Here is a 21,200-nt window from a genome sequence, read left to right on the forward strand (position 1 = left end):
AAGGTCATACCCTCGTCTAAGCTTTTTAGTACTTGTTTACGAAAATCTAATGAGTAAGTCATGGTCTTTATGATAGCAATTAGGTTTGATAATTAGTTTATAACACTTTTAAGTGGGATTGGTTATACGTGATAGCGAATTATTGCTTGGTGCTAGTAAGAATGTTAATTCGCAGGTCTAGATTGCCTAAATATTCTCATCCGTTAACTTTGAAGAGATAAATAATAACAAAATATTAAGTAAAGCTAAGGCTTAGAATGCTATAAAGGTACGAGTATTTTAAGCTACTGAATAATAAAAATCGTGAAACGATGTGCTTATAGGCTATTTATTATAGAGTGTTGACAAATTTATGACGCATTATTCACGGCGTTGTCTTGACCTTATCTGCCTGCTGACGCAAGATACATAGGTCTGATAATAACGGTTGGCTTAGCTTTAGCAGATTTCATTAGTAAGAGATACAATGCTAATATGCTCTTAGATATTGGCTCGTCTTTCTTAGTTAACTATATTCTGTTGATGTAGTAATAACCTTGAGCAGTATTTTGAACGACAATTTGAACCACAATGAACCTTTGGTTCTTAAGTGACAATTTTTAACTCATAACATTAATAAACGAGGAACGTATGAAAGCATTAGTAGCGGTCAAGCGTGTCATTGATTATAACGTAAAAGTTCGTGTAAAAGCCGACAACTCTGGCGTTGACTTATCAAACACTAAAATGTCAATCAACCCTTTTGATGAAATCGCAGTAGAAGAAGCGGTTCGCCTAAAAGAAGCTGGCGTCATTGATGAGATCATTGTTGCTTCAATCGGTCCAAAAGAGTCACAAGAGCAGATTCGTGCAGCCCTAGCGCTAGGTGCTGACCGTGGTGTGTTAGTCGTAAGTGACGAAAAGCCATATCCTTTACAAGTTGCTAAGATTCTAAAAAGCATCGCTGAAGCTGAAAGCACTGATATCATCTTATTAGGTAAGCAAGCGATTGATGATGACAACAACCAAACTGGTCAAATGCTAGCAGCATTGATGGGTATCGGTCAGGGTACGTTTGCATCAGAAGTAAAAGTTGAAGGCGACAAAGTAAACGTAACGCGTGAAATCGATGGCGGCTTACAAACAGTTGCTCTTGATTTGCCAGCAGTCATCACGACTGACCTACGTTTGAATGAGCCACGTTATGCTAAATTGCCTAACATCATGAAAGCAAAGAAAAAGCCACTTGATGAAAAAACGCCAGCAGATTTCGGTGTCGATATGATATCTAAGCAAGAGATTATTAAAGTCGTGCCACCTGCTGAACGTAAAGCTGGTATTACAGTAGGGTCAGTTGATGAGTTGGTTGATAAGCTAAGAAACGAAGCAAAAGTCATTTAATTTTTCAATGATTAGATACTTCGTTACGGCATATCCTGTACAAAGCTAAGAATTTGACTGCTTTATTTATATTAAACGATAGTTGCTCAAAGGGCTTTGTACACAAACAACCGCATGAATAGATAATACGAATAAATAAAGGATTAAAACCATGGCAATTTTGGTATATGCAGAACATGACAATGCCAGTCTAAAAAAGGCAACTTTGAACACCATCGCTGCTGCTAAGCAAATCGGTGGCGACATCCATGTATTAGTGGCAGGTAGTGGTGCTCAAGCAGTCGCTGATGAAGCAGCAAAAGCAGAAGGCGTGACAAAAGTACTATTAGCTGACAATGCAGCCTATGAGCATCAACTGGCGGGCAATGTGGCACTATTGGTTGCTGATGTGGCTGGTGATTACAGCCATATCCTAGCAGCTGCGACCACGACTGGTAAAAACTTTATGCCACGCGTTGCAGCGTTACTTGACGTCAGCATGCTGTCAGAAATCTCAGGTGTGGTCGATGCGCAAACGTTTGAGCGTCCTATCTATGCAGGTAATGCAACGGCAACCGTAAAAACGACAGAAGACAAAGTGGTACTAACCGTACGTACGACTGCGTTTGACCCAGTAGCAAGCGAAGGTGGTTCAGCGACTGTTGAAACTATCGATAATGTACAAGAAACTGGCAAAGCTAGCTTCGTGAACGAAGAAATGGCTAAGTCTGATCGTCCAGAATTGACCTCAGCTGGTATCGTGGTTTCTGGTGGTCGTGCCTTGGCAAATGGTGAAAACTTTACTAAATACATTGAGCCATTGGCTGACAAACTAGGCGCAGCTGTTGGTGCATCACGTGCGGCTGTTGATGCAGGATACGTGCCAAACGATATGCAGGTCGGTCAAACGGGTAAAATCGTTGCACCGCAGCTATATATCGCCGCTGGTATCTCAGGCGCGATTCAGCATTTGGCTGGTATGAAAGATTCTAAAGTCATCGTTGCTATCAATAATGACCCAGAAGCCCCTATCGCTAGCGTTGCTGACTACTTCCTAGAAGCAGATCTATTTGAAGCGCTACCTGAGCTTACTAGTAAGGTTTAATATATAGTCACAGAACTACTAAACGACTACGGCGTTACTCTCCTTAGATGTACTACTTGTACAATCTGCAGTTGGCTGCCTTGTATCCGTTTTAGACTTCTTTGATTATATCAGTAGTAGACAGATAATAAAAAACCCACTATCAATTGGTAGTGGGTTTTTTTATGCTTGATAGATTGGGTTCTAATAGCAGGTATAAATGGACGTTAAGAGTATTGTCTTTGTCGTAAGGTCTCATACAGACATAAAGACCCTGCAATCGCTACATTTAAGCTCTCTTGCCCGTTTGGCTGCGGTAATGCTATCGGCGTGGCACATTGCATTAGCTTATCGCTAACGCCTTGACCTTCATGACCCATAATCCAAGCCACAGGCGCAGATAAGTCGTGATTGTAAATGATAGTATCTGTATGTGAGCTAGTCGCCAAAAGCGGCAATTGTACGTGATCCAAAATATCTTGCGTACTCAAGCCTTCATAAATAGTCAGGGCAAACTGTGCACCCATACCTGCTCGTAGCGTCTTGGGAGACCAAGCTTGAGCGGTCGCACTGGTGCATAGGATGTTGTGGATACCAACGGCTGCTGCTGTGCGTAGTAGCGTACCAACATTCCCACTATCCTGCACGTCGTTCAAGATTAAGCAGTCCTCATCAATCATTGTTAAATTAGGCTCAGGCACCTTGATCATTGCCATGATGTTGATGCCAGTACCCAAGCTACGAATACTTTCATAAAGCGAATCTGACAAAGTCAGAATAGGCGTATAAGTGGGCAGGCGAGTCAATATCTGCTGAACTTCAGGGTGGCTACGCGCTGATTCAGACAGTAGTATCTGGACGAAAGGATAGTCACTACGCAGCGCAGCATCTATCAAATGGACGCCTTCTATGACTGTCTGACCGTTCTTTTTACGCTGGCGTGCTTGGGACAACAGTGCTTTTACAAGCTTCACTGTTGTGTTCTTATCTGAGGTAATCAGCTCGGTGGGATTTAATACCATAGTGGATCGCTTAGAGAAGAGTAAAGGAGTCGTTTAGATAACCAGCACAATGCCTATTATTGATTTAGCATTACGTTGGCTACTCTTAACAGATGCGTCGATCAATTATTTTTCAGAATAATTTACGTGTAAATCTTTCACATAATTGACTTCGTTTTTGCTACCGAGTACCACTGGTACACGCTGATGGATATCAGTCGGTTCGATATCTAAGATACGATTGACAGCGTCTGTCGCACCGCCACCCGCGCGTTCAATCAATAAACTCATTGGGTTGGCTTCATACATCAAGCGTAGTTTACCCGCTTTATGAGCATATTTGGTATCAAACGGATAAGTGAACAAACCACCGCGGCATAAGATACGATGGACGTCACCAACCATGGCGGCTACCCAGCGTGTATTGAAATCACGTCCACGTACCCCAGTCTCGCCAGCGATTAACTCATCAATATATTGCTGCATCGGCGCGCGCCAGTAGCGATAATTTGAGCTATTGATCGCATATTCGCTCGTATCGGCATCGATTTGCACATCGTCTTCTATCAGCACATAGTCAGACGTCTCAGGATCTAGGCTAAACATCACGACTTTATCAGCGATAGTTAGCGCTAGGACAGTAGAGGTACCATATAGCAGATAACCGGCTGCTAGCTGTTTATTGCCTGCTTGCAAATAGTCGCTGTTTTCACTGGTTTGACCTTGGCGCTCATACGGTAACACAGAAAAGATCGTACCCACTGCCATATTGATGTCGATATTTGATGAGCCATCTAATGGGTCAAATAGTACCAATAGGCTACCATCGTCATTAGCAGGGGTCGCGTCATCGAGCTCTTCTGACGCAACACCAGCACAATGTGCATTTTTTGCCAATGCATCTAGCAATAAGTCATTGGCCAGTACATCTAGTTTTTTCTGATCTTCGCCTTGGACGTTTTGATTACCAGCTTCGCCCAGAATGTCTGCTAAAGCACCTTTTCTGAGCAATTGTGAAATTGTCTTGCCGACATCAGTGACGGTGGTAATCACGTCGTTAAGTGCAGGGCTAGTGGCATGTTGGTTTAGATAGTCTGCTAAGGTCGTCATAAGGCTTCCTAATAAAGGGTTTGGAAAGTAAAAGAATGGATAGGTGTCAAAGTAAAGAAGTAGGAGGCATTTAGCACACCTGAAATAGGTAAATTCTTAAATAGCGAATACGGCATCTTTGTCCCGACCACAAAATCGGCTACACTATATCTATTGTTATTCATTTATAGTTTTGTCAGAATTATTCTCTATGAGAATACAGCATGTCTACTCACGCTTTCTGATTGTCTGCTGAGGCTATTTTTTGGTCGAATTTGATTACGGTAAATTGTAGCAAATAAGCGTCAAAATGTCCTTTGTATCTATACCTATCAGTGATAAATGATCGAACAAAGATGAATAAGTGATTACTATAGACTCATATAAACCCACAATAAAGACTCGCCATTATGTCAAATTCTATCGATAGTAGCGCTACACAACCAGTCTCACCGACTGATTATGCAAAATTTGATCCCAGTACGATACATCAAAGGCTCAATACGTCATTGAGTCGTCCGCAGCTCAACACAGATGGTAGTATCAGGCATTTCTTGGGTGTTGAAGGTCTTAATAAAGCACAGCTCAAAGCTATTATCGCAAAAGCAGAGACATTCTTTGATGAAAATGGACAGCTAATCAACCGTCCTGAGTTAGACGGCTATACGGTCATGAATTTGTTCTTTGAGCCATCGACTCGTACCCGGACGACATTTGAGGTTGCCGAAAAGCGCTTGGGTGCTAATGTGCTCAATATCGATATCGAACGTTCTAGTACCAAAAAAGGCGAGAGTCTGCGCGATACGCTGTGGAATCTACAGGCGATGACGGCAGATATCTTTGTAGTACGCCATTCAGCATCAGGTGCCGCACATTTTATGGCGACAGAAGTGACGCCTGATATCGCTATCATTAATGGTGGTGATGGCTGGCATGCGCATCCTACTCAAGGAATGCTCGACATGTTGACTATTCATCGTGAGGCACCGCGACCATTTGAAGAGCTGTCTATCGCAATCGTTGGTGATATTAAGCATTCACGCGTAGCACGCTCTGATATCAGTGCACTGCAAACGCTAGGTGTGACCGACATCCGTGTTTGTGCGCCGCGCACTTTACTGCCAAAAGGTATTGAGCGTTTTGGCGTAAAAGTATATGAAAATATGGATGAGTGCGTCACGGATTGTGATGTGATCATGGGATTAAGAATACAAAATGAGCGTATCGGTTCGCCGCTATTGGCATCATCAAGTGAATACTATAAGCATTATGGGATCACGCCAGAGCGAGTAGCGCTTGCCAAGCCAGATGCATTGGTGATGCATCCAGGGCCGATGAACCGCGGTGTTGAGATTGCCTCTAGTGTGGCTGATGGCGCACAATCCGTTATCTTAAAGCAGGTAAATAACGGTATTGCCATTCGCATGGCGGTCTTGTCGCTTGCGATGGAAGGTCAGCGTGCTCATCAAGCGGCTGGCAAGTAACAGCTTGCTGCGCGACTTATTCTCATTTATTTCATTTTATTGATACGGTAATAACGTTATGTCTACCATGCTTAATACGGATGCACCCATTCTTGACCATTTACCAAAAGCATTTAAAGATGCATTGCCACAAACTGCAATAGAAAAACTGTCTACACTCGATTCTGACCGTGAGATGTGGTTATTACCACCACTAGTAGATCTGTGCGCGCGCTTGCGTGAGCCAGGCCAACAGCAACACGGTACGCTAAAGTCAGAAGGCAGCGCAGCTCGTGGTAATGGATTTTTGCATGTAGTCACACCGCCTGACACCAATCCTATTTTAGAAAATGGTTCACTCTTGAAAGGTTTACGTGAGCGCGCCTTGAGTGATGGCGGTATTTACTTGCATATTTTGGGTGCATTGACCACAGGGTTAGAGGGCGAACGACCGTCTAACATTGCAGGGCTTAAAAAGGGCGGCTGTATTGCGGTATCCAATGCGCGTAGACCTTTTCGTAATGATTTAGTATTGCTACGCACGTTAGAATACGCGGCGACTTTTGGCATGAAAGTATTCTTTTATCCCGATGAGCCAAGTCTGTCTGGAGATGGCGTGGCACATGAGGGCTATATTGCTTCTTATCATGGTCTGCAAGGGATTCCTTGGATTGCGGAAACTGTTGCACTGTCTACGCAGCTACTGATGGTTGAAGAGACTGGAATCGCTGCTCATTTTAGCCAGTTATCATGTAAGTCCTCTATCGAGCTAATGCGCTGGGCAAAAGATAAAGGTCTGCCAGTGACTTGTGATGTTGCGATGCATCAGCTGTACTTAACTGATGACAATCTTGAAGGCTTTAATGCTCAGGCATATGTGCTGCCACCACTGCGTAGTAATACGGATCAGCAGGCAATCCGCCGTGGATTAAAGGATGGTACTATCGATGCTATTTGTAGTCATCACGAGCCACTAAATAGCACCGCCAAAAAAGCACCATTTGCTGAAAGTACGCCAGGTATCTCAAACTTTGATACGTTTATGGCGCTAGCATGTCAGCTGGTAAATGACGATGTCTTAACACTCTCGCAATTAGTAGATAAAATCTGCCTAAATCCTGCAAAAATCGCAGGTATTAGTGAGCAGTATGAAGCTATCGGCGGTGCAGTATTGGTCGATCCTAACCTTGAGTGGCAAGTAACCGCGCAATCGATGCTATCAAGTGGTAAAAACACGCCGTTTTTCAATCAGCAGTTGCAAGGACGTGTTGTGGAGACATTCTTTGGCTAATTTGCCCCGACAGGATGACCGTCTGCCGCCATCCTCGAAGGATAAAGGGGTTACTATGAATGGTCAGCAAAAAAAATCGCGCAGTACGGCGAGTGAGTCTATCAAAGCAGTGGCCATTTATGAGGTAGTCAAAGGGGTTGGTGCGTTACTAGGAGCAGCGGCATTATGGTGGTGGCATACCAATCTTGAGCATTGGCTGACGACCGCAACGATTACTTGGCAGCGCAGCTTCGGCCATATGCTTGCCCCGCAAATCGATAGTGCCGTACGTATTGCTCAGCAGGCAAGTAAAAACTGGCCGATGTTTTTATTATTGATATTCGCTTATGCCAGTTTGCGCTTCCTCGAAGCCTATGGCCTATGGCATGACAAAACATGGGCGTATTGGTTTGGGGTGCTGGGCTACGGGGTATTTATTCCTATAGAAATCTACTATCTGATCGTTAGCCCGTTTGACTGGTTTAAGCTTGGAATATTGGTTTCTAATCTGCTCATTATTATTGTGGTTTATCGCAATATGAAACGAAAGGGCTTGATATAGCGTTTAAATTTAGGTTAAAAAAATCCAGCATAAGACAAGTATCTTATGCTGGATTTTTTGTGCCTGAAATATTTTTAGCTTATACGTCTGCTGTTTTTTCATCCGTACGAATGCTTTTAGCGACTTTTCCAACGCTCAGACCTTGTACCAAGATAGAGAAAATAACCACTGCATAAGTGAGTGCCAATAGAATCTCTCGTTCAGATCCGATAGGTAGCTGTAATACTAACGCGACTGAGATACCACCGCGTAAACCGCCCCACGTTAGGACTTTCCATGCGCCCGTAGGCAAATCAAGCTGACGGTGAAAGGTTTTTGTCGTCATGCCTACCACGATAAATCTGGCAACGAGCGCGATCAAAATCGTCAAACCACTCGCTATAAATAAATTGCCTGAATAAGCAATCATCACTACCTCTAGACCGATGAGTACAAACAAAATGGCGTTTAAAATCTCATCAATCAATTCCCAGAACAAATCAATATAGTGCCGTGTCTTATCACTCATGGCTAGCTCGCGACCACGATTACCAACCATTAGGCCCATCATGACCATGGCAAGTGGCCCTGATAAATGCCAATGACTGGCTAGCGCGTAGCCACCAATGACACCTGCTAATGTTAATAGCACCTCTTCTTGATAACTATCAATGCTCTTGAGCAAGTAATACAAAATCGCACCAAGTACCAGTCCGAATACAACGCCGCCACCAGCTTCAACCGCCAAAGTATGTGCGACGTAGTTGGCAGTCGGGATATCACCGCTAGATAAAATCCCTAGCAATAAAACGAAGATGACCACGCCGATACCATCATTGAACAATGACTCGCCAGCGATGACGGTCTCGATGCTCTTTGGAGCACCTGCTGATGAGAGAATGCCCATCACAGCAATGGGATCGGTAGGGGAGATAAGCGCCCCAAACAACAGGCACCAGAGAAACGGCAGGCCGAAACCAAACAACGGCAACATAAAGTAAATTGCGGTCGCAATGAGCATCGCCGATATGATCGTACCAAGTCCTGCAAGGATGCCGATAGGTAGCTTGTAGCGTCTTAAATCACCAATATTGACGTGTAATGCGCCTGCAAATAGCAACATCGATAGCATGCCGTCTAAGAGTACTTCGGTAAAATCAAGCTGCTCCAATAAACTGACTTCGTAATCGATCAGCTGATCAAACCCTAAGAAGCCCAAAAATATCGCACCGATTGACAGTAAGATAGAGATGACCATGACACCGATAGTGGTCGGCAGACCAATAAAACGGTGATTAATATAAGTTAACGAAGCAGTAATCGATAAAAATATGGCGCTGATTTCTAGAATGGTGAGGCTGGTTGCAGATGCCATAAAAAGTAGGTCTCATATGAATATAAACAGTATCTAAAGCGCAGGGCTTATAGGGACGTTGTAAGTGTTGTTAGCTCTAGGTGTTGTGCTTATAAGTAATGTACTTATAAGGGCTGATATTACTATTTATTTAAACAGCTAACTGGTCATGTAATTAACTAGACTGTGTCTGTAACGCTTGACGAATATCCGCTTCAAACTCACTGACATAATTAAAATGCTTGTGCTGAGCATCCTTATCAAGGATAAATTGCTTGGCTTGTTCGCACATAGCGGCCAAGTCGTCGACTAGCTCCTGATAATTTAAATTCTCTTCACCAGCTCGCTGAATCAGATGCAATTCATGTAATAGCGTTTGCTGCTGTGCGCTGTTCACCCGAGCATAGTTCAGATTGACCATTGCCTGACATAGTGCTTTTAAGACCATTAGGTCAGCAGCTGCATAACGACGTATCTCACCGAGTGATACATTGATAAAATCAGAAATCTTTGGAATATGAGTGACTAGTGCCAATATGGCCAGTCGCTTCTGTTTGATAGTATTTTCAGAGCTATCGTTAGTGTCTGATTGCGGTATGTGAAAGTGATAAGGGCTCGGTGGCTGGCGACGCATCATAATACTCAGACAGCTGGTTAGAGACTGAACGCAATTGACCGCAGTCTTTGGGTCATTGATACCAGGGGACAGTGCGCGTACAGCAATTTCCGTCATTTGACCTAAGCTATAGGCAATGTCGTTAGAGTGCGCCAATCGTTGCTCAAGTCGTAGGCAACCTGCAAGACGTTGCCAAAACAGTCCATCGGGCGATCTCGGAATTACTGCCAGATGCGGGGTCGCTGTCCTTTGGCGATTATTTGGATGAGATGCAGGCCGCTGATAAAAGTAACCAATGACGTTTTTGTCAGTGACGTAATTACCGAGGTTGACATGCATTTGTACCACGCCACCATAATCCTGTGACAGCGCAATCAATGATTCAAGATAAATCTGCTGTAGATAACCTGAATTTGGTGAATAAATCGGCATAGCAGGCCAGTTTTGGAACTGCTCGATATCATGGTGCTCAGCATCGCGTTGATGTTGAATATCACATCGATCGTTATACCAATAGTAAATGTTTGCAATTGCATCGTTGCTAGCATTTTGAATGACGTGTGACGCCTGAATAGCATGCACCATATGCTGTACAAAATAAACCAAGAGCAGCGCACAGATAATCGCCATGATAATGGCAAAGGTCACTGCCAATTGCGGCACACCAAAAGCTACGTCAGACTTATGGATAGACTTTAATACCAGTAAGCTATAGCTAAATGTACCGATAAAAGCGCCAAGGACAAACTGATTTGGAGTGTCGGTCAAAAAGTTACGCAATAGCCTCGGACCAAACTGCGAGGATGCCATAGACAGTACGGCGATCGTGATCGAAAACGTCGTGCCTGCTACGCCCAGTACAGCGCCAGCGATGGCTGTCATAATCGCGCGTGCCGCTTCGTCATCACCAGTAAAGGCAAAGGAGATCTCTTTTACCGTTTCACGATCAAAATGCTGATCAATCGCGACTAATAAAGGAGCAAGTAAAATACCGACAATGACACAAGCGGTTGGGATAAACCAATAGGAGCCAATCAGCCACTGCCACAAATTATTTAAGCGATCAGGCAAATCGGTCAGCGTTTGTATTGACCACAACTTAGTGAACTGCCTAAGCCTGTTTTGACCTGCATTGATCGTACGTGTCCAGACACTGTCTCCATCGTTTTTATTCACTGTGATGAGCCTTAGGGTTATCTGCTTCTGTAATAATAGCGTTTTTGTGCGCACGTCTGGTCATATCTGTCTCAGTATGACTCTCACTAGTCCCTAAAGGTATGATGGCTTCGTTGTCGTGATCGTCGTACTCAATATCGCTGTCTTTGTCATAAGCCATCGGTTCTAGGTGCGGTGATGCTTCTAGATGTGGATCATTACCGTTGTAAGCACTCTCACCATGTCTATCTAGATTATCATGTCGTTGTACATTTTCAGTGGCGGCAGAGGTTTTTCTAAATAGTTTACGGTCATCGCCATGCTTACTAGTAGATTGTTTGCGCGGTTCACTATTGGCAAAAATAGCATTTAGCGGCAGATGCAGTTGCTGTTTGGCGTACGCTTCAGTATTCTCAAAGCGTTTTACCAGTAAACTTAGCCAAGGCTTTTGACCTTCCAGTTTCATCTCATCCAACTCGTCCTTGATAGGAAGTGGGTAGGGCAAGGTACGATAAAAGTCCCATAACGTCATTCTACTCAGGTCTCTTTTGAGTACGTAGTCATCATCATCTGTCATGGTGATAAGATTGCTGTCTTGCAGGTAGTTGATATAGGTATACCATTTCGGCAGCTCTTTGCGACCTAAGACATTACGCAGTGCTTGCTCGCTAACGGCTTCACCTTTTAAGTGGTGGGTATAGACCAAATTCAACATATCTAACAAGCTGAGTAACGGGTGACGAGGGTAGACTTCTTCTGTCTCAAAAATCGTCAAGGTATAGCTGATCTCAACGCCTAATAAAATCAAATTCCACGACAGATAAATCCATAGTAGAAAGATAGGCAGTGCAGCAAAGGCACCGTAAATCGCTTCGTAGCTGGTAAAGTTAGCCATTACTGTACCAAACAGATGCTTCATTAATTCAAAGACAATGGCCACAAACACGCCAGCGATGGCTGCATTTTTTGCCGGTACGCGCGCCTTTGGAATAAACCAGTACATACCGATAAAGCCCGCCATCGTAATACCAATCGATGCCATTTGTACCCAAAAGCTCCAGTCGATACCGTAGCCTGCAATTTGACGATTGAGAAAGCTCAGACTCTGTACAGTACTGGAAGCGATAAAAGCGGTACCCAATACCAAAGGTCCCAAAGTAACGATAGTCCAATAGCGCAGCATGCTTTTGATACCACCCGAGCGGTCTTCTACTCGCCAAATCTGGTTAAACGCGCGCTCAATAGTGGTCAAGGTCATGATAGTCGTAAAGAATAAAATCATGGCACCGATGATGGTTAGATTGGATGACTTTTCGGCGAAGCTATTAATATACTCACTAACTTGCATGCTCGATTGCGGTAACAGATTGCTATAGATGACGTCATAAATCTGCGCTCTAACCGATGCGAGTGCTGGTACGGATGACAAAATCATCAGTAATACCGTCAATACAGGCACGATCGACAGCATAGTAGTGTATGTCAGTGAAGCTGCCTTTTGCTGGCAATTATCTTCAAAAAAATGCCGAGTCAAAAACCGTAAAAACTGAAACCAGCGCTGTTGTAAAAACGGGAGTTTTTGAGATAATTTTTCCATGTCGACCATTAAGCAAAAGTAAGAGTGACAATAGTGTAACAAAGATGAACGGTTATCATCTGCGGTTTAATTGTGTCAAAATGCACCGCGTAGCACATCAGATACAATATAAGTCAGGTTATCAATCATGGTTATTTGCATGACAGTGAATGACTCGGGCATAATGTGCACATATTCTACAATGCCAGTTAGTCGTATATTTCGCCGCATTTTTGGTGGCCAGTACGACTGACGTTTTTATAAGGAAGCTTTGCTAATGAGTCAGACCGACCCTTATGTTTTGGTGCTTTATTATTCTAATTACGGTACGACTAAGACATTAGCATATGCTATCGCTCAAGGTATTGAAGATGCTGGCATGACTGCGCGTATCCGTACGGTACCGACAGTGGCACCTGAAACCACGTCAAGCAAGCCTGCGATACCTGATGAAGGCGACTTGTACTGTACGATGGACGATCTAAAAGACTGTAGCGGTCTAGCGCTTGGTAGCCCAACGCATTTTGGTAATATGGCCGCACCCATGAAATATTTTTGGGATAATACCGTGACTTTATGGCTGGCAGGGAACCTACAAAACAAACCAGCCTCAGTGTTTACGGCGACAGGTTCCATGCATGGTGGCCAAGAAACAACATTGTTGACGATGATGTTGCCGTTGATGCACCATGGTATGGTCATCGTAGGGGTGCCTTATGCAGAGCCAGCATTGAACCGCACTCATCGCGGTGGCACGCCTTATGGTGCCAGTCATGTCAGCGGAGCATCGCATGATCAGCCAGTATCTGCTGATGAGCGAGATTTGGGTATTGCGCAGGGACGCCGTTTAGCGATTACTGCGGCTGCATTAGCACAGGCTAATTGGAACCGATAAGTAACTTTTATAAACCTGCGGTCTAGAAGCGTCTGAGTCTCAAAGTCTATGATTGCTTGCGTATAACAAAGAACTACTTATTAATGTTAAGCATTATATTATTCATTTAGGAAATCAAAATATCTAATGGCCACAACCCGCTCTAATACAAAGCCTCTTAAAACGGTTAAGCCTATCGCACCTATCGCACCTATTGCACAGCGCTTGAAGATTACGTGGTTAATTTGGCTCGTTTATAGATTGCTTGGACTGCCTATTTTTATTAACGTATTCAACCCTAGCAGCCCTGATATCGTTGGCGGTATTGCTTGGCAGGCGTTATGGCTAGTGCCAGCGTTGATTTTGACGCCATGGATATTGCGCGGTCGTTCCCCTTATGCGTTGTTGATAAGCAGTATGTTTACCTTAGTATATTTGGGTGCAAGTGGCGTGGTGCTGTTTACTCGTATATATGGCAGTAGCTGGGCTGAAATCGCTGTGTATTTAGCGGATTTCTTACTATTGCTTGCTATCAATGTTTGGCTATTTATTCTGCTTAAACGCCTGCCTTCGATGAACAATGTTGTGAAGAAACCTCGTCAATAATTGAAGTTATCTAAACCCTAATAAGCTATACCTATCGATCTAAAACCATAAAAAAGCGGCACTCCATCTGGGGCGCCGCTTTTTTGTTTATAACTGTCAAGATAAGTAGATTAGTTAATCTTAGTTAATCTTAGTTAATTCCAAATCCATTTTCTTACCATCGTTAATTTGACTAACTTTAACTGGCATATAGTCCAAGCTTGGGGCTAACCAAAAACTGGTAGAGCGGCTATCGTCATCGTGGACGCGGTCAACACGTACCGTATCAAACGTACCCGCTGGTACGGTAATCTTAGTGCTGCCTGATTTTTTAAATGGCGTCTTCTCAATTTTGTCTTTTTTCGCCATGTAATAATTACCAGAGAACTTACCGTTTAATAAATCTTGGCGAATCTGTACCTCAAGGCTCAAATCATCAAAGGCTTGTTGCGACATGTTCATAGTCGTCGACTTGCCCTTATAATTACTGGTGACTTTTTTGCTGCTTGGGTTAAAGTCTAGTTTATGCGTGCGACCCATGCCAAGTAGTTTGTACGTGGTGCTTGCCTGCGTAGGACTGACGTTGTTGCCATTAATCGTAAAAGTGCTGTTTTGCGAGGCGCTAGCCACACCAGCGACGCGAGCCTTAACGTTATATTTCCACGTATTACCAGACTTGCTTAGCATACGAGTTGCTGTGCCTTTGTATTTGTCCTCAACGGTAAAACTATAATCGGCAGTTGATGGTTGGACGGTTTTTGCGCTAGCTAGGGTAGGTGCGGTCATACTCAAAGCTCCAACGGTAGAGATACTGATGCCTGTCACCAAGGCAGATAAAAATTTAGATGGACTGCGTTTTGCGTTATTAGCATTATCAATATTGCCGCTTGATGACTTCTTGTGCATTGATGAAAAACTCATAGATACCCCTTCATTAATTTATTGCTGATATAGCAATTTTTTCGTTCGTTCTTATTATGTTTACCAGACCTATAATGGTCATACGCTGTTACATTTTCAAGCGTGGTGTCATACCGCTTCGTGTAGAGCTTGTAGCAAATGTTTCTATAGCTAATTTAGCATTGGTCAAAATATAAATTCAGCTCGCTAATATTTTTAAATATTGCTACTTTTTGTCCTTTGTCTAACTAGCATATCGACTCTATTAAACGTAAGGCATCGATATGAGATGTTGATTGATCAATTTTTGCAAAATAATCTTGTAAATTTTTGGGCTTTACACTTGAACCGAACTCACCTTGCCCCCACTTTTTGTTACAAGCTCAAGGCTTATCTATAAAGCGTTGTTTTTGGCAGTGTTCCCTATAGATACTGGTATTGAGACCATTAATTCAAATAAACCCTTAATTTTATTAACCAACTTTTGGAGTCATATCGATGAACATTCGTCCTTTACATGACCGTATTGTCGTCCGCCGCATAGAAGAAGAAACAAAGACTGCTGGTGGTATCTTGCTTCCTGGTTCAGCACAAGAGAAACCTTCACAAGGTGAAGTGCTTGCAGTTGGTAATGGTCAAGTTCGTGACAACGGTGAAACTCGTGCGTTAGATGTAAAAGCTGGCGACAAAGTTTTGTTCGGTCAATATGCTGGTCAAACCGTAAAGGTTGACGGTGAAGAACTATTGATTATGAAAGAGTCTGATGTATTGGGTGTGCTAGAAGGTTAATCCTTTTGAGTATTATTTTATACTCAGCACATTTTGATAGCAGTTTCTAATAATCGCTTTTGATAAACAACTATCAAATCAATCAATTGTATTCTCATACTTATAATAGTGGAGTAATTTAACATGGCAAAAGACGTAAAATTCGGCATTGATGCCCGTAAACAAATGATGGACGGCGTAAACGTTCTAGCAAATGCAGTACGTGTAACATTAGGTCCTAAAGGTCGTAACGTTGTTATCGACAAATCATTTGGCGCACCTACCATCACTAAAGATGGTGTATCCGTTGCCAAAGAAATCGAGCTAGAAAACAAATTCGAAAACATGGGTGCACAGCTGGTACGTGAAGTGGCTAGTCGCACTAACGATGTCGCTGGTGATGGTACAACAACTGCGACGGTATTGGCTCAGTCAATCCTACAAGAAGGCATGAAGTCAGTTGCTGCTGGCATGAACCCAATGGATCTTAAGCGCGGTATCGATAAAGCCGTACGTGAAGCGGTTAAAGAAATCCATAAACTATCAACGCCAGCTGACGATCACAAAGCAATCGCTCAAGTTGGTTCTATCTCTGCAAACTCAGACACCAAAATCGGTGAGCTGATCTCACAAGCGATGGAAAAAGTAGGTAAGCAAGGTGTTATCACTGTTGAAGAAGGTTCAAGCTTCGAAGATACCCTAGAAGTTGTAGAAGGTATGCAGTTTGACCGTGGTTATATCAGCCCATACTTTGCCAACAAGCAAGACAGCCTAACTGCTGAATTTGAAAACCCATATATCTTGCTAGTTGACAAAAAAATCAGCAACATCCGTGAAATCGTGCCATTACTTGAGCAAGTAATGCAGCAGAGTAAGCCGTTGCTAATCATCGCTGAAGATGTAGAAAACGAAGCACTAGCGACACTAGTTGTAAACAACATGCGTGGCGGCTTGAAAACTTGTGCCGTTAAAGCACCAGGTTTCGGCGATCGTCGTAAAGCAATGTTAGAAGACATCGCAACGCTAACGGGCGGTACTGTGATCTCTGAAGAGATTGGCCTAAGCTTAGAGACTGCTACTCTAGAGCAACTTGGTACTGCTAAGAAAGTCACTGTCGGTAAAGAAAACACGGTTATCGTTGATGGCGCTGGTAACAAAGCTGACATCGAAAACCGTGTTGAGTCTATTAATCGTCAGATCGCTGAATCTACTTCTGACTATGACAAAGAAAAGCTACAAGAACGCGTTGCGAAACTAGCAGGCGGCGTAGCAGTAATCAAAGTTGGCGCAGCGACTGAAACAGAAATGAAAGAGAAGAAAGACCGTGTTGACGATGCGCTACATGCAACTCGTGCAGCGGTTGAAGAAGGCGTTGTACCTGGCGGTGGTGTTGCGTTAGTTCGTGCGATGAATGCACTATCTGAGCTAAAAGGCGACAACGATGACCAAGATGCTGGTGTCAATATCCTACGCCGTGCGATGGAAGCACCATTACGTCAAATCGTCACCAACGCTGGCGAAGAAGCATCAGTTGTCGTAAATGCAGTAAAAAATGGCACTGGTAACTACGGCTACAATGCTGCCTCTGGTGAATACGGTGATATGCTTGAGATGGGTATCCTTGATCCAGCGAAAGTATCTCGTTCAGCACTAGAGAATGCAGCGTCTGTTGCTGGTCTCATGCTGACCACAGAAGCGATGATTACTGATTTGCCACAAGGTGATGATGGTATGGCTGCGATGGGCGGCGCTGGTGGAATGGGCGGTATGGGTGGAATGGGCGGCATGATGTAATTTATGCCTCGACTGAATTTGTACGATGTTGTTAACCTCGTTCGATGTACTATAAGTACAATCCTTACTCGGTTGCCTAGTCGTACTGCTTCAGTCAACCCATAAATCGCTTTTCGCTAAAAGTATAATTTCGTCATACAGTCTATTTGACTATTAAAAGCTCTGTTATCAAAAGATAGCAGGGCTTTTTTTATGGGGGATACAAGAATATGGATGATATTTAGCTTATGTTAGGCCAAAAACGCTGAGACACTTGCATTATCATTGACCAGTCGTAGCGATAGCAATATTGAGTAAGATTTCCTATTGATGAGTTATTCGTATATAGTCATAGTAGCGAATATATTCGCTATACGCCTTTTATAATGTGTCATCATTCAAATCAAAAGGAATATAACTATGAAAATCTTAACCACGCTGACGGCATTAACCGCATTAGCGCTGTTTTCTGCGCCCAGTTCAGCAGAGTATAAATTTCAAAATAGTGTGCAAACCTCTCAAAAAGCAATCAGTTTGTCTCAAGCTGAGCGACCAATGACCATGCAGTTAGTATTTAACAATAAAGAGCGCTACACAAGCGAAAAAGAGATTTATGAAAAAGTTATGAGAGGTGCCAAAGCAAATGGCTTTGAGCTTAAAGAGGTAGAAGCAATGAAAATCGCTCATATCGTTGACGGCGCTTTAGACAATGAGCCACCAGAAGCGGCTTCTATTAATATAAAAGTCACTATCCATTTAAAACGACCCATCAAGATAGAAGTTGAGATTTCCCTGTAATACAGTAAATACAAATCTATTGTTAATAAGCTATCTACTATGAACGACTTACTTACGCCTCTAAAATAAAGCCCTAATAATATTTTCATATTAGGGCTTTATAGTTGATGCTCATTAAATCCTCTATTGATCTGTCATATCTCGTCTCAACGTTCATATCGTACTTTCAGACACTTCTTTGGTCTTGCTACTCAATAATGATTAAGTGAGACATTGTGCTGCTAGACGGTATAAAAGAATCTCACACAAAAATAGGTAGAGTCGTTTTCTTAATTACCTTTCTCACTGATAAATGAGTATGTATGTCTTTTACGCTAGCAAGTTTATTTAACTTACGTGTGAAGCGCTCATAACCATCGAGATTGGGGCTAACCACTTCCAATAAATAATCATAAGAACCCGATACCACATGTCCGTTAATGACCTCGTCCATATTGGACAGAGCGCGTTCGAAAGCTGCGATAGATTCTTCTTGGTGGCTGTTGAGACTGACCTCCACAAAGAAACTCATCATAATGCCCGCTTTGGCTTTATTGATGTTCGCTTGATAGTTCTCTATATAACCTTCGTCCTCCAAACGTTTGAGGCGTCGCGCACAGGGAGAAGGTGATAGCCCTACGCGTTCGGACAGTTCCGCCGTAGATAAGCGCGCTTCTTTTTGGAGTACTTCCAAGATATGGCGATCAATTTTATCCATAATTTACCTTTTGGATTTTTAAGCCAATAATTTTGATTTAGTTAGCATTATCCACCAAATATTTGCAAAATTGCAATGAATAAATAGAGATAAAAGCGCGTATTTTAATCGATAATTGGTCTTTGTATAGCTGCATAAGACACGACTATGAATACGATATTCCATCCCTCATCGCGCAAAAATCCTTTGTTTGTAATGTCGCCACTAACCAAAGGCTATGTGGCGATGAGCGTTGTATTATTGATTTGGTCAGGATTTGCGTTGACTGTACGAGCGGTTGGTGCATCGTCGCTAACTATTGCGGATGTCATGCTTATTCGCTTTAGCGTGCCGCTGGTCTTGTTGACTCCTTGGGTACTCTCTAGTTGGCATGAAGTCAAAAGTATAAGACTGCCAGATATCATGTTCGTTTTACTTGGTGGCGTGCCTTTTCTTCTGTTAGCTGCTTTTGGCGCAAGTACAGTGCCAGCAGCTTACGTTGGTACTATTTTGACAGGTACGCCAGTCTTCTTTGCCGCAATATTGTCTTTTATTTTTTATCGTCAGCGAATATCATTAAGAAAATTTGCCGCATTAATCCTTATTCTCTTTGGTATCGCTACTATGATTGGCGGGCGTACACAGTCAATACCTAATAGTCTTCTGTACGGTGTGTGGTTATTATTGATGGCAAGCCTGATTTGGGCGGGTTATACCTTAGGGTTAAAAAGCACCAAGTTGAGTCCAATTGCTATCGCTATCGTGCTCTCTTATACCTCATTCTTTCTGACATTGATGATGGTTCTGTCTGGTATCGTAGAGACCAATATAGGTTCTGTATCTTTTGATGAAGCGCTTCCGTTTATCCTAGTACAAGGACTTGGTGTAGGGGTAGTATCAACCATTGCGTTTTCTTATGCAGTAAAACAATTGGGCTCCATTCGTACCTTATTACTTGGCTCTTTATCCCCAGGATTAACCGCTATACTAGCCACGCTGATACTTAATGAGTCTCTATCAGTTATCATGATATGCGGCATCGTACTCAGTACCATTGGCGTCATTTTGTCCAATCGAGCGCAATAAACTAATTAAGGAAGTATCATGATGTTAAACAATATGCCTATCATCAATGGTGATCCACTGTGGGCATTGTTAGGTAGGTTTCGTGCTGACCAACGTAAACATAAAATAGATCTATTGGTTGGTGTTTACCGAGACGAGCATGGCAATACGCCTGTAATGAAAACAGTGCAAGATGCAGAGATACATCTTGCTCATGAAGCTCATTCGAAGGCTTATGGTATGTTATCGGGTAACGCTAGTTTTAACCAGCAAATGGCAAAGTTTGTACTGGGTGACAGTCTAAGTCTAAAAGACCAGTGCACGATTCAGACGGTTGGGGCATCAGGGGCGCTACGACTCATTGCTGACTTTATCGCCACGCTCTCTCCAGATTCAACCGTTTGGATCAGTGACCCAGGCTATATCAATCATCGTCCGCTGATGGAAGGTGCTGGGTTAACGGTTAATACTTATCCATGGCAAAATAAAAATGGCCAGTTAGATATTGATGCGTGTTTTGCTGCGTTAGAAAAAGCAAAAGAAGGAGACGTGTTGTTATTACATGCGTGCTGCCACAATCCTACCGGTATAGACCCTTCTTTAGAGCAGTGGCAATTGTTTTCTGATAAGTGTAAACAGAAAAATATTGTGCCGTTTATTGATATGGCATATCAAGGCTTTGGAGATGATCCTGATACCGATGCTGCAGGACTTCGTTTAATGATTGAAGACGCTGACTTTGCATTTATCGCCGCCAGCTGTTCAAAAAATATGGGTCTATATAATGAGCGCACTGGTATTGCCACGGTGATGACGACGAACCATGAGCGTCACGCAGATATACAGACACTTTTAGAAACCATTACACGAGCCAACTACTCTATGCCGCCTAATCACGGTGCCGCAGTGGCTTCTTATTTGCTAGACAGCCCAGATGCTTGGCTAGTCGAGCTGGCAAGCTACCGTGATAGGGTAGATGCTATTCGCCAAGCGTTAGGCGTAGCATTAAAAGATAGGAGTGCACCTGCAGAGTTTTCGGACATCTCACATCAAAAAGGCATGTTCTCTTTATTACCGCTAACAGAAAATCAAATGCTCATGTTGCAAGATGAGTTCGCTATCTATGGCATGCCAAATGGTAGAATCAATATTGCCGGTTTGAAAATGACGGAAATCCCTCAACTGGCTGACGCTATCATGTCGATTATTTCACGTTAAAGATTAATTTTTGTAGCTCAGTGCAATGGTTTTAT

The 21,200-nt window shown here is 43.1% G+C and carries 19 protein-coding genes; 12 read left to right on the forward strand and 7 right to left on the reverse strand.

Features of this window, described 5'->3' with window-relative positions; genetic code table 11:
- Window positions 1-630 precede the first annotated feature (630 nt).
- On the forward strand, window positions 631-1,380 hold the full coding sequence (locus JMX91_RS11945; protein ID WP_201549323.1) for an electron transfer flavoprotein subunit beta/FixA family protein: 750 nt from the start codon (window positions 631-633) through the stop codon (window positions 1,378-1,380).
- A 151-nt stretch (window positions 1,381-1,531) separates the two neighbouring features.
- The gene (locus tag JMX91_RS11950; RefSeq protein WP_201549324.1) at window positions 1,532-2,464 is read left to right on the forward strand and encodes an electron transfer flavoprotein subunit alpha/FixB family protein; all 933 of its coding nucleotides are present in this window, start codon (window positions 1,532-1,534) and stop codon (window positions 2,462-2,464) included.
- Window positions 2,465-2,670: 206 nt separating this feature from the next.
- On the opposite strand, the gene JMX91_RS11955 is transcribed toward JMX91_RS11950, so the two are convergent.
- The gene (locus JMX91_RS11955; protein ID WP_201549325.1) at window positions 2,671-3,465 is read right to left on the reverse strand and encodes a TrmH family RNA methyltransferase; all 795 of its coding nucleotides are present in this window, start codon (window positions 3,463-3,465) and stop codon (window positions 2,671-2,673) included.
- A 105-nt stretch (window positions 3,466-3,570) separates the two neighbouring features.
- The gene (locus JMX91_RS11960) at window positions 3,571-4,554 is read right to left on the reverse strand and encodes a class 1 fructose-bisphosphatase (RefSeq protein WP_201549326.1); all 984 of its coding nucleotides are present in this window, start codon (window positions 4,552-4,554) and stop codon (window positions 3,571-3,573) included.
- 389 nt (window positions 4,555-4,943) lie between these two features.
- On the opposite strand from JMX91_RS11960, the gene JMX91_RS11965 reads away from it, so the two are divergent.
- From JMX91_RS11965 to JMX91_RS11975, 3 genes are read left to right on the forward strand one after another with little or no spacing between them, the layout of a single operon-like run.
- Window positions 4,944-6,017: an aspartate carbamoyltransferase catalytic subunit gene (locus tag JMX91_RS11965; RefSeq protein WP_201549327.1), complete on the forward strand. Its 1,074-nt coding sequence runs from the start codon at window positions 4,944-4,946 to the stop codon at window positions 6,015-6,017.
- A gap of 58 nt (window positions 6,018-6,075) precedes the next feature.
- Window positions 6,076-7,287, forward strand: coding sequence for a dihydroorotase (locus tag JMX91_RS11970; RefSeq protein ID WP_201549328.1), 1,212 nt, complete (start codon window positions 6,076-6,078; stop codon window positions 7,285-7,287).
- Between the two features lie 55 nt (window positions 7,288-7,342).
- Window positions 7,343-7,828 (forward strand): DUF2127 domain-containing protein, encoded by a 486-nt coding sequence (locus tag JMX91_RS11975; RefSeq protein WP_413786797.1) that lies wholly within the window; start codon window positions 7,343-7,345, stop codon window positions 7,826-7,828.
- A 79-nt stretch (window positions 7,829-7,907) separates the two neighbouring features.
- On the opposite strand, the gene JMX91_RS11980 is transcribed toward JMX91_RS11975, so the two are convergent.
- The 3 genes from JMX91_RS11980 to JMX91_RS11990 all read right to left on the reverse strand — a co-directional run bounded on the left by JMX91_RS11980 (window position 7,908) and on the right by JMX91_RS11990 (window position 12,529).
- Window positions 7,908-9,182 carry a cation:proton antiporter gene (locus tag JMX91_RS11980; protein ID WP_201549330.1) on the reverse strand — a complete coding sequence of 425 codons (1,275 nt, stop codon included), beginning with the start codon at window positions 9,180-9,182 and terminating at the stop codon, window positions 7,908-7,910.
- A 154-nt stretch (window positions 9,183-9,336) separates the two neighbouring features.
- Window positions 9,337-10,953 (reverse strand): DUF2254 domain-containing protein, encoded by a 1,617-nt coding sequence (locus JMX91_RS11985; protein ID WP_227679402.1) that lies wholly within the window; start codon window positions 10,951-10,953, stop codon window positions 9,337-9,339.
- Complete coding sequence (locus JMX91_RS11990; RefSeq protein ID WP_201549331.1) at window positions 10,946-12,529, reverse strand: YihY/virulence factor BrkB family protein; 1,584 nt, start codon at window positions 12,527-12,529, stop codon at window positions 10,946-10,948. The genes JMX91_RS11985 and JMX91_RS11990 overlap by 8 nt, the downstream gene beginning before the upstream one ends.
- A 256-nt stretch (window positions 12,530-12,785) precedes the next feature.
- Between JMX91_RS11990 and wrbA the strand changes: the two genes are divergently transcribed.
- Window positions 12,786-13,403, forward strand: coding sequence for an NAD(P)H:quinone oxidoreductase (gene wrbA, locus JMX91_RS11995; RefSeq protein ID WP_160022606.1), 618 nt, complete (start codon window positions 12,786-12,788; stop codon window positions 13,401-13,403).
- Between the two features lie 126 nt (window positions 13,404-13,529).
- A complete protein-coding gene (locus tag JMX91_RS12000; RefSeq protein WP_201549332.1) occupies window positions 13,530-13,988 on the forward strand; it encodes a hypothetical protein in 459 nt (152 codons plus the stop codon).
- Between the two features lie 120 nt (window positions 13,989-14,108).
- Here the strand turns inward: JMX91_RS12000 and JMX91_RS12005 are convergent, their stop codons facing one another.
- Window positions 14,109-14,888 (reverse strand): DUF3108 domain-containing protein, encoded by a 780-nt coding sequence (locus JMX91_RS12005; RefSeq protein WP_201549333.1) that lies wholly within the window; start codon window positions 14,886-14,888, stop codon window positions 14,109-14,111.
- A 477-nt stretch (window positions 14,889-15,365) separates the two neighbouring features.
- Here JMX91_RS12005 and groES point away from each other — a divergent pair, with 477 nt between their 5' ends.
- The 3 genes from groES to JMX91_RS12020 all read left to right on the forward strand — a co-directional run bounded on the left by groES (window position 15,366) and on the right by JMX91_RS12020 (window position 18,206).
- A complete protein-coding gene (gene groES / locus JMX91_RS12010) occupies window positions 15,366-15,656 on the forward strand; it encodes a co-chaperone GroES (RefSeq protein WP_057758860.1) in 291 nt (96 codons plus the stop codon).
- 123 nt (window positions 15,657-15,779) lie between these two features.
- Window positions 15,780-17,429: a chaperonin GroEL gene (groL, locus tag JMX91_RS12015; protein ID WP_201549334.1), complete on the forward strand. Its 1,650-nt coding sequence runs from the start codon at window positions 15,780-15,782 to the stop codon at window positions 17,427-17,429.
- A 399-nt stretch (window positions 17,430-17,828) separates the two neighbouring features.
- Window positions 17,829-18,206: a hypothetical protein gene (locus JMX91_RS12020; protein ID WP_201549335.1), complete on the forward strand. Its 378-nt coding sequence runs from the start codon at window positions 17,829-17,831 to the stop codon at window positions 18,204-18,206.
- Window positions 18,207-18,447: 241 nt separating this feature from the next.
- On the opposite strand, the gene JMX91_RS12025 is transcribed toward JMX91_RS12020, so the two are convergent.
- Window positions 18,448-18,903 (reverse strand): Lrp/AsnC family transcriptional regulator, encoded by a 456-nt coding sequence (locus JMX91_RS12025; protein WP_201549336.1) that lies wholly within the window; start codon window positions 18,901-18,903, stop codon window positions 18,448-18,450.
- A 147-nt stretch (window positions 18,904-19,050) separates the two neighbouring features.
- Between JMX91_RS12025 and JMX91_RS12030 the strand changes: the two genes are divergently transcribed.
- Together JMX91_RS12030 and JMX91_RS12035 are read left to right on the forward strand one after the other, a co-directional pair.
- Window positions 19,051-19,968 (forward strand): DMT family transporter, encoded by a 918-nt coding sequence (locus JMX91_RS12030; protein ID WP_227679404.1) that lies wholly within the window; start codon window positions 19,051-19,053, stop codon window positions 19,966-19,968.
- Between the two features lie 18 nt (window positions 19,969-19,986).
- A complete protein-coding gene (locus tag JMX91_RS12035; protein WP_201549337.1) occupies window positions 19,987-21,165 on the forward strand; it encodes an aromatic amino acid transaminase in 1,179 nt (392 codons plus the stop codon).
- The last annotated feature ends 35 nt before the right edge of the window (window positions 21,166-21,200 follow it).

This window comes from Psychrobacter sp. Pi2-1 (assembly GCF_904846645.1).
Taxonomy (GTDB): domain Bacteria; phylum Pseudomonadota; class Gammaproteobacteria; order Pseudomonadales; family Moraxellaceae; genus Psychrobacter.